General features: G+C 53.0%; 13 protein-coding genes. 7 read left to right on the top strand and 6 right to left on the bottom strand.

Annotated features, from left to right (window positions below; translation table 11 throughout):
* The coding region (locus ACVBEF_RS19330; RefSeq protein WP_447125546.1) for an Ig domain-containing protein at positions 1–1,048 on the bottom strand (1,048 nt) is incomplete at its 3' end.
* Between the two features lie 233 nt (positions 1,049–1,281).
* Between ACVBEF_RS19330 and ACVBEF_RS19325 the strand changes: the two genes are divergently transcribed.
* From ACVBEF_RS19325 to ACVBEF_RS19305, 5 genes are read left to right on the top strand one after another with little or no spacing between them, the layout of a single operon-like run.
* Complete coding sequence (locus tag ACVBEF_RS19325) at positions 1,282–1,815, top strand: phage tail protein (RefSeq protein WP_447125545.1); 534 nt, start codon at positions 1,282–1,284, stop codon at positions 1,813–1,815.
* Between the two features lie 44 nt (positions 1,816–1,859).
* Positions 1,860–2,393: a phage tail protein gene (locus ACVBEF_RS19320; RefSeq protein WP_447125544.1), complete on the top strand. Its 534-nt coding sequence runs from the start codon at positions 1,860–1,862 to the stop codon at positions 2,391–2,393.
* Positions 2,394–2,447: 54 nt separating this feature from the next.
* The gene (locus ACVBEF_RS19315) at positions 2,448–2,975 is read left to right on the top strand and encodes a phage tail protein (protein ID WP_447125543.1); all 528 of its coding nucleotides are present in this window, start codon (positions 2,448–2,450) and stop codon (positions 2,973–2,975) included.
* Positions 2,953–3,519, top strand: coding sequence for a GNAT family N-acetyltransferase (locus ACVBEF_RS19310; RefSeq protein ID WP_447125542.1), 567 nt, complete (start codon positions 2,953–2,955; stop codon positions 3,517–3,519). Before ACVBEF_RS19315 ends, ACVBEF_RS19310 begins: the two co-directional genes overlap by 23 nt.
* 34 nt (positions 3,520–3,553) lie before the next feature.
* Positions 3,554–3,862 (top strand): DUF6916 family protein, encoded by a 309-nt coding sequence (locus ACVBEF_RS19305; protein WP_447125541.1) that lies wholly within the window; start codon positions 3,554–3,556, stop codon positions 3,860–3,862.
* A gap of 17 nt (positions 3,863–3,879) precedes the next feature.
* Here ACVBEF_RS19305 and ACVBEF_RS19300 read toward each other — a convergent pair whose 3' ends face one another.
* The 3 genes from ACVBEF_RS19300 to trpS form a co-directional block, all read right to left on the bottom strand.
* Positions 3,880–4,461, bottom strand: coding sequence for a DUF6036 family nucleotidyltransferase (locus tag ACVBEF_RS19300; protein WP_447125540.1), 582 nt, complete (start codon positions 4,459–4,461; stop codon positions 3,880–3,882).
* Positions 4,455–4,799 carry a hypothetical protein gene (locus ACVBEF_RS19295; RefSeq protein WP_447125539.1) on the bottom strand — a complete coding sequence of 115 codons (345 nt, stop codon included), beginning with the start codon at positions 4,797–4,799 and terminating at the stop codon, positions 4,455–4,457. The genes ACVBEF_RS19300 and ACVBEF_RS19295 overlap by 7 nt, the downstream gene beginning before the upstream one ends.
* Positions 4,800–4,862: 63 nt before the next feature.
* The gene (gene trpS / locus ACVBEF_RS19290; RefSeq protein WP_447125538.1) at positions 4,863–5,885 is read right to left on the bottom strand and encodes a tryptophan--tRNA ligase; all 1,023 of its coding nucleotides are present in this window, start codon (positions 5,883–5,885) and stop codon (positions 4,863–4,865) included.
* A 205-nt stretch (positions 5,886–6,090) separates the two neighbouring features.
* Here trpS and ACVBEF_RS19285 point away from each other — a divergent pair, with 205 nt between their 5' ends.
* Positions 6,091–6,234 (top strand): BrnT family toxin, encoded by a 144-nt coding sequence (locus ACVBEF_RS19285; protein ID WP_447125537.1) that lies wholly within the window; start codon positions 6,091–6,093, stop codon positions 6,232–6,234.
* A gap of 127 nt (positions 6,235–6,361) precedes the next feature.
* Positions 6,362–6,655, top strand: a complete 294-nt coding sequence (locus ACVBEF_RS19280; RefSeq protein ID WP_447125536.1) for a BrnA antitoxin family protein — start codon at positions 6,362–6,364, stop codon at positions 6,653–6,655.
* A gap of 54 nt (positions 6,656–6,709) precedes the next feature.
* On the opposite strand, the gene denD is transcribed toward ACVBEF_RS19280, so the two are convergent.
* The gene (gene denD, locus ACVBEF_RS19275) at positions 6,710–7,687 is read right to left on the bottom strand and encodes a D-erythronate dehydrogenase (protein ID WP_447125535.1); all 978 of its coding nucleotides are present in this window, start codon (positions 7,685–7,687) and stop codon (positions 6,710–6,712) included.
* 23 nt (positions 7,688–7,710) lie between these two features.
* On the bottom strand, positions 7,711–8,492 hold a 782-nt coding region (gene otnI, locus ACVBEF_RS19270), incomplete at its 5' end, for a 2-oxo-tetronate isomerase (RefSeq protein ID WP_447125534.1).

Here is an 8,492-nt window from a genome sequence, read left to right as displayed (position 1 = left end):
TCGGCGTGACGACTATGGTCGGTGCGGCGATCACCAAAGAATACGGCTTAGTAGTGCTGAAGTTATTGGCATCCCGCGCCGTGACAGCAATACTGTTGAATGTCCCGGCTGCCGTCGGCGTGCCGCTCAGTACGCCACTTGATGGATCCAACGTCAATCCGGCTGGGAGGCCTGTAGCCGTATAAGTGTAGGACGCTGTACCGCCAGAGGCCCCGAAGTTATTGGTATACGCCACATTCGCAGTTCCGCCCATCAAGGTCGCCGGGGTTGGCGTGACGACTATTGTCGGTGCTGCTGCAATCACCAAAGAATACGTCTTAGTAGTGCTGAAGTGATTGGCATCCTGCGCCGTGACAGCAATATTGTTGGATGTCCCGACTGCCGTCGGCGTGCCGCTCAGCGCACCGCTTAATGAATCCAACGTCAATCCGGCTGGGAGGCCTGTAGCCGTATAAGTGTAGGACGCTGTACCGCCGGCAGCTGTGATGGTCTGGCTGTATGCCACAGTGATGATCCCAGCAGACAAGGCAGCTTGTGGGGGTGACAAGGTGATAGTAGGACCAGCAGGACCGATTACGACCGAAAATAGAATGATCGTGATGCCGTCATTTGCATCGTACAGACTGAAGCTATCTGATAGAGCGCCGAGGCCATCGTTGACATAAGTAATTTTAGCGCTGGCATCGCTATTGGCGAGGCTATAAATGCCACTATTACTGCTGTATAGAGGATTAACATCCCCTTGGAATAGCTTGCCGTGCAATGGTGGTGAAATTACTGAGCTAAAACCCCATGCCGCACATGACTTTATGCTAATTTGCCAAGCACCGCCAGCAGCCATCGTGCCCGGATAGCTTTGAGGCGAACATGCTGCAAGGGCCGCGTCAGACCAGCCAAACATGACGGTCAATAACAAACAAAACAAAGTACGAACGCACCAGACCGAAGCGCATATTGACCGTGCCGGTCTTGTCGTGCTCTGCTCTGACGTTGCAGTAGAAGACGATGGAACGGAAAAGCCGTCATTACCGGACGCGAATAACAACATTAAAACTCCCTGGTATTTTTTATGGTGACCGCTTTTATGAACGGTTCAAATGTACGATTTATTATTTTTTTTGAAGAAATTTTAAATAAAATAATCGCATACTAAAATATGATAATTATGCAAGTATATCAATATATAGTTTCCAATAAGTAAACTGATTGTTGTAATATTAATACAATCGACATGACTGTCGATGCCCATGCTGTTCATTTATTTATTCGGGAGATTTTTATATGTCTGATAGTTATCTGGGACAAATCATGCTGAGCGGCTTTAGCTTTGCACCAAGGGGATTTGCTGCTTGCAATGGGCAAATTTTACCGATCATGCAATATCAGGCGCTCTATTCACTACTAGGAGTGATGTACGGCGGCGATGGCAAGACCACTTTTGGTCTGCCGGACCTGCGGGGTCGTACACCCGTAAGCTCTGGCAAATCAGTCGATACGAACTGGCAACCAACGGTCTATGGCGAGGGCAATATGGTCGGCGTAGAAAACGTTACGCTGGCGCAGGCACAATTACCAACACACAGTCATGCAGCTAATGCATCGACTGTAACCACTGTCGGCAGAAACCCAACCAATCACTTTTATAGCACCAGCAACAGTAGTCCACTCTATGCGCCAGCTACGGGTCCCCAGGTAGTCATGGCTTCGGCCACCATTGGCAATATTGGCGGTGGCGGTTCACACAACAACATGCAACCATTTCAGGTAGTTAACTTCAGCATCTGTCTATCCGGCATCTATCCGTCACGCAGTTAACCGCCCTCCCCAATGTCTCCCCCAACCATGAATGGAATACCGTCATGACCACACCCTATGTAGGCGAGATTCGCCTGTTCGCCTTTTCACGCATTCCGAATGGATGGTTTGCCTGCGACGGCAGCATGCAAAGTATTCAGCAATACGAAGTTCTATACACACTGCTCGGCCTGACTTATGGCGGCAATAGCACCACTTTTGGCTTACCCGACTTGCGTGGTCAGGTACCTATACATCAAGGTACTGGCTCAGGCTTGACGACGCGCGTAATGGCTCAGACGGGCGGTACCGAAACCGTCACTGTGCTCACAGCAGCTATGCCAGCGCATAGCCATTCGTATAACGTGACGAGCACCACCGCCAATACTGCCGCACCTGGTACAACACAACAACTAGGTGCCTCAGTTGCTAGCCAATCAATGTACGGCAACACCGTTCCCGCATCAGTAACACCTTATGTGATGGCCGCCGGGGCAAACGCCAACAGCGGAAATGACCTGCCGCATGAAAATATGATGCCGACACTGGCTGTGTCGTTTTGTATTGCTTGGCAAGGGATTTATCCGTCGCAGCAATAACAATCAGAATGTTTGTCAGTTAACACACCATTACTATCAGATGAGGAGAATATTTTGTCCGACCCATTCATAGGTGAAATTCAGATTTTCGGCTTTAATTACGTGCCCCAGAACTGGATGGCGTGCAACGGCGCCACCCTGCAAACTAGCCAGTACCCCGCACTGTTTGCGTTGATCGGCACCACTTACGGCGGCAATGGAAGCAGCACTTTTATGTTGCCCAATTTGGTCAGCCGCGCTGCTTGCGGCCAGGGAACAGGCAACAATCTGACGCCACGCACCATTGGGAAAACCTTTGGTCAAGAAGCGGTCGTCCTGACGCCAGAGCAGATGCCATCGCACACGCATTCAATGAACATTTTCGCCGTAGTGGATAACCCGCAGGCGATACCGGTCAACAATGGTTGTATATCCACGCCCAGCAATGCCGTTACGTTTGCATCAGTCGCAACGTCCGGGGTAACCTTTGCGGGTAAAACGATAGGCAGCGCCGGAACTAGCCTGGCGCACGAAAATCGCCAACCACTGTTAGCGTTAAACTTTTGCATTGCAATTGACGGTGAATACCCGTCCTTCGACTGATTTCAGCCAGCTTGCGCCTCCCACTTTCCCGGTCAGCGCAATCCCTGAAATCTCGTTCCTGCCAGACCAGCCCGACATCGCGCTGCGTCCTTGCAAACCCGCAGATATGGACTATCTGCGGGTTCTTTGTCGTCAGCTACGCGCTGCGGAAATGGCCTTAGTACCCTGGCAGACCGCACAAAAACAGGCGTTTCTCGATAGTCAGTTCGCGCTGCAACATCGCCACTATCTGACCCATTTTCCGCTTGCTGATTTTTGGTTGATTATCAAAGGTACGGTCCCCATCGGACGCTTGTATCTGCTGCGGCAAGCGCCAGCATTTCATATCATCGATATCAGCCTGGCTCCCGAGTGGCGTAGCAGCGGCATCGGATCGCTGCTAATCACGAATGCTCAGAAAATGGCGCAAGCCGCAGGCCTGCCGCTGCAATTGAACGTCGATCAACGCAACCCCGCCGCACGGCGTTTATACGATCGCCTCGGCTTCACTGCCATTGACACCACCGGGTCGCATACTCTGATGCGCTGGCAGGCGACGCTCTGAATCCATTCGATGAACACCAACTTAGTATAAAAATATGACGATGCTCACGCTAGAACTCTTCACCCCGCTGGTGAATGACAATTTTGTTTGTCCTGACGAAGGAAATACCTGTTTTGTGCTGACCGAAGCACAAGCATTGGCTGGCTCCGGCGCTGTTGTTGAAGGCGCTGTTATCAGCATGACGCGTGCGCCATTTAGCTTGTTATTTCGCAATGACTCGGCGGTGATGTTCAAGCAGAAAATCTATGGGCTGCACCATGCGGCAATCGGTGAGACAGATATTTTTCTGGTGCCTGTGGGGCGTGCTGGTATGGGTTTTTTGTATGAGGCGGTGTTTAACTAAGAAGAAGGCGCGTTGCCTCATGAACCTTGTTTTTTTTCATCAGTATCCTGATGATGTCGGGCGATCTGAAGAACCTCTTCGAGATGCATTTTCACAGCACTCATATTACCGATGTACCCGCCCAAAGCCTCGCTGGCACGATGCTGTATTTCATCAGCTGTCACGCCCATATGCGCAATTAAGTTTTCAATATCACCGCGATCAGGGCCTGAAAACCGCGCAATTTTGCTGACAATGAGGTCCACTGGATTCAACACATAGACTTCAATATAGTCTGTGTCGATGGGAACCCTGATCGCATCCTGTTGATAGTCTTCGTGCATCAGCGCAAACGTGCTGTTGTAAGCCGCATCCAGATACAGCACATTGCCTTCTGCTGTTTCGATGATGAGATCTGATGGCACTAAAAATCGCTTTGAGAACTCCGCATCCACATCCATCGTCACCCTGCTCGCCGTATACAGATGCGTCGCCATGCCGCCGGCAATGAACATCTTGACTTGCTGCTTCAAGTCCAGACTTTCGCCTAGCTTTTTGACCAGTTGTACCAGACCTGTTGCGAGGTCGGTATCGGTATAAAAACGCCTATTCGCTACCATGTATGTACCCCGGAAAGTTGACGCTCTAAAAGATGGCGAACACGCGGCAGATCACGCACGAGGCCCGCCTCGACTACTTCTGGAAAAGAGCGCGGTTGCAGCGCTTGATGCGCATCGAAGTAGGCTTTTGTGGACCTCTCTAATGCCGCCGCAACAATGGGATATCGGGTCTTGACCAATTGCGCCACCAAGCGAAATATATCGGCCTCATCCGCGCTTGCCGCAGGCTTATTTTGGTCCGCAGCATGGATGCAGCGCTTCACGAGTGCGTCTTCGCTTGCTCTGGTCCATATACCCGTTGTCAATTGTGCATCAGCAGACTTTACTTGGCTGGTCATATCATTTTCCGTCTTGTCAGGGCCTGTTTAACATCATGATAGTCCTGACAATCTCAATACGTCCTAGAAATAACGCAACCCCAACGCCGCTTTCACCTCAGCCGTGGTCTGTGCCGCGACTTCCCGCGCCGTCTCCGTGCCGCGTTTGAGCATCTCCAAAATCGTGCCGCGATCTTGCTCCAGCTCCTGCCGACGCGCACGAATCGGTGCCAGCAATTCTTGCAGGCAATTCTCCAGCCGCACCTTGACGATGCTGTCGGCCAGACCACCGCGCACGTAATGCGCCTTCAAGTCCACTAGCCCCGCCTGATCGGGATCAAACGCATCCAGATACAAAAAGGCCACGTTGCCTTCAAGATGGCCCGGGTCAGCTACGCGCAGATGCAGAGGATCGGTATAGACCTTCTTGACCGCTGCCCGAATCTCATCCGCGCTTGCGCCAAGATTGATGGTATTACCCAGCGATTTGCTCATCTTGGCCTTGCCATCGATCCCCGGCAAACGCCCGATTTCTGGCACTAAGGCCTTGGCTTCGATCAAAATCTCACGCCCTGCTACACGGTTAAAGCGGCGCACGATTTCATTGGTCTGCTCAATCATTGGAATCTGATCTTCGCCGACCGGCACCAAAATCGCCTTAAACGCCGTGATATCAGCCGCCTGACTAGCCGGATAGGTCAAAAACCCCGCCGGAATATCGCGCTCAAAACCACGCAGGCGGATCTCTTCCTTGACCGTTGGATTGCGCTCTAAACGCGCCACCGTGACCAGATTTAAATAATAAAACGTCAGCTCGGCCAGCTCTGGAATCTGCGACTGAATAAAGATCGTCGATTGCAGCGGATCGATCCCGACCGCCAGATAATCAAGCGCCACTTCAACCACATTGCGATGCACCTTGCCGGTGTCATCCATATTGTCGGTCAGCGCTTGCGCGTCGGCCAGCATGATGAATTGCTGATAAGTACTTTGGTAAGCAACCCGATTGCGCAGGCTGCCGACGAAATGACCGAGATGCAGCGGGCCGGTAGGCCGGTCGCCGGTCAGGATAACGGGGAGATGAGAGGAGGTTTTTGGTGAGTTCATGGGCTGACCCTTAATCGCGATGCAGAAGTATAGACGCGCTATCGAGCCGCACCAAGGGGATTTAAAAGTTGGCAGGCTCTACTCAAATGGGTTCTTGATTGAAACTGCGAATAACCCGATAACAGTTGCTAAAACTTTTTAGCTCCGATGTGCAGTTTTAGCCTACAATTCATCAACGACAACAATTTTGTACTAACATTTACGTATGACATTATTTGAATGGGATGAAACAAAGAATCTGTCCAACCTGCACAAGCATCATCTGACTTTCGAGGTGGCGACGCAGGTGTTCGACGACCCTTTTGCACTGATGCGGCAAGACCGCATCGAGAACGGTGAGGAGCGTTAGCAGACCATTGGACGTATCGGGCAGACACTGGTAGCGCTGGTTGCCCACACAGTACGTTTTGAAGAGCAGAAGGAAGTCATTCGCATTATCTCGGCACGAAAAGCCGATCGATCAGAAAGGAACCGCTATGAAGAACAAGCACACTAAGCCGACTGCCGACATGAAAACACCCGGCACCGACTGGGGCAAATTGGACGCGATGAGCGATGCAGAAATTGATTACTCAGATATCCCGAAACTGGATGATGAATTCTTCAAGAAGGCTGTACGCAATCCGTTGTATCGCCCCGTAAAAGCTGCCACAACCGTACGTCTCGATACCGACATACTGGCTTGGCTACGCTCTCAAGGTAAGGGGTATCAGACCCGTATCAATCAAATCCTGCGCGACGCCATGCTCAAGGATATTGAGCATCACTAAGCTACCCGGCCGACAGCATGCATGCCGTCGGCCAAACAGGATTCACATAGCTATTCATGCCACAGTCAAATCATCCTCCATATAAGCCCGCACAATCTCGTCAAAACTAGCGTCGCTACTAAACCCCAGCGCCGCAGCGCGCGTTGCATCCCACGCCCCGGGCCAGCTAGAAATAATCCGGTCTATCGCCGCGTCATGCCGCCATTCAACCCGACTGGCAACCTCCGCACCGGCGACCCGCCCGAGCGCGGCGACCATCTCGCCCACCGTCACCGACACCCCCGGCAAATTAATCGTTCGACTACTTCCCAGCGCCGCCACGCTAAGCGCATAACCGTGGATCAGGCAGGCGATCACTTTGCGCGGCGACAACAACCACAGCCGCACGTCCGGACCGACCGGGCAGATCGCCGCCTCGCCATTCAGCGGCTCGCGGATGATGCCGCTGGCGAATGAGGACGCCGCCTGATTCGGCTTGCCGGGCCGCACGCTGATGGTCGGCAAGCGCAGCACGCGGCCATCGACATAGCCTTTGCGGCTGTAATCGTTGAGCAGCAATTCGGCGATGGCTTTTTGTGCGCCGTAGGACGATTGCGGGTTGAGCGCGGTGTTGTCTTGCACCACCGCTGGCAACGCGCCACCAAAGACCGCCACCGAGCTGGTAAAGATCACGCGTGGACGATGGCCGCACGCACGGCACCGCTCCAGCAACAAGCGTGCGGCGTCCAGATTGATACGCATGCCGAGCGCGAAGTCGGTTTCGGCCTGACCGCTGACGATGGCCGCCAGATGAAAAATCGCCACGGTATCGGTGGTGATGGCGCGCGCCAGCAATGCCGGGTCGGCGATGTCGCCGGTGATTTGTTCAATCCGGGCGTCGTCAAAACCGCTGGCGGCGACGATATCGACGAGGACGATTTTGCTAATCGTCTGGCGTTGGCCGTGGTTGTCTGGCAGGCTGCCTTGCTGCAATAACTGACGCGCTAAACGCTGGCCTAAAAATCCGGCACCGCCGGTGATGACTATTTGCATGGGATGCTTTCTTTGTTGAATGGTTATAGCCACGGCTTGAGCCACTGCAAGCCTTCTGACGTGCCAGCTTTGGGACGATATTCGCAACCGATCCAGCCGTCGTAGCCGAGTTGGTCGATCAATTCAAACAGGTAGGGATAATTGATTTCGCCGAGGTCCGGTTCGTGCCGGTCGGGTACGCCTGCGATTTGGATATGGCCGATCCCGGCGTGCGGGCGGGTCATGTCGCGTTTGAGTTTGACGGCCAGATCGCCTTCGACTATTTGGCAATGGTAGAGGTCGAATTGGACGCGGAGATTGTCGGCGTTGACTTCGGCGCAGATGGCTTGGGCGTCGTCCTGGCGGTTGAGGAAAAAACCGGGGATGTCGCGGGTGTTGATGGGTTCTATCACTAGCATGATGTTGTGGGGGGCTAGCTGGTGTGCTGCGTATTCCAAGTTGCTGAGGTAGACAGCGCGGTGTTTTGCGCGGTCTTGGTCTGGCTGTATTAAACCTGCCATGACGTGGAGTTTGTTGTTTCCTAATATCGTTGCGTATTCGAGTGCGGTGTCGATGCTGCGTTTGAATTCGTCTTCTCTGCCGGGTAACGATGCGATGCCGCGTTCGCCTTTGTCCCAGTCGCCTGGGGGGGCGTTGAATAGGGCTTGGGTGAGGTTGTTGGTGGTTAGCTGGTCTTTTAGTTGTTTTGCCGGGTGGGCGTAGGGGAATAGGTATTCGACTGCTTTGAAGCCGTCTTGGGATGCGGCTTGGAAGCGGTCTGTGAATGGATGTTCGGTGTACATCATGGAGAGGTTTGCTGCGAAAC

It is taken from the genome of Glaciimonas sp. GG7 (assembly GCF_052976905.1).
Note: the sequence above shows the minus strand (reverse complement) of the source record. Positions and strands in the feature narration are given on the sequence as shown.

Excerpts from the sequence above, each read along its gene's own strand:
- ACVBEF_RS19325 (WP_447125545.1), top strand. The coding sequence starts at position 1,282 with ATGTCTGATAGTTATCTGGGACAAATCATGCTGAGCGGCTTTAGCTTT.
- ACVBEF_RS19305 (WP_447125541.1), top strand. The coding sequence starts at position 3,554 with ATGACGATGCTCACGCTAGAACTCTTCACCCCGCTGGTGAATGACAAT.
- ACVBEF_RS19285 (WP_447125537.1), top strand. The coding sequence starts at position 6,091 with ATGACATTATTTGAATGGGATGAAACAAAGAATCTGTCCAACCTGCAC.
- trpS (WP_447125538.1), bottom strand. The coding sequence starts at position 5,885 with ATGAACTCACCAAAAACCTCCTCTCATCTCCCCGTTATCCTGACCGGC.
- ACVBEF_RS19280 (WP_447125536.1), top strand. The coding sequence starts at position 6,362 with ATGAAGAACAAGCACACTAAGCCGACTGCCGACATGAAAACACCCGGC.
- ACVBEF_RS19295 (WP_447125539.1), bottom strand. The coding sequence starts at position 4,799 with ATGACCAGCCAAGTAAAGTCTGCTGATGCACAATTGACAACGGGTATA.
- denD (WP_447125535.1), bottom strand. The coding sequence starts at position 7,687 with ATGCAAATAGTCATCACCGGCGGTGCCGGATTTTTAGGCCAGCGTTTA.
- ACVBEF_RS19320 (WP_447125544.1), top strand. The coding sequence starts at position 1,860 with ATGACCACACCCTATGTAGGCGAGATTCGCCTGTTCGCCTTTTCACGC.
- ACVBEF_RS19300 (WP_447125540.1), bottom strand. The coding sequence starts at position 4,461 with ATGGTAGCGAATAGGCGTTTTTATACCGATACCGACCTCGCAACAGGT.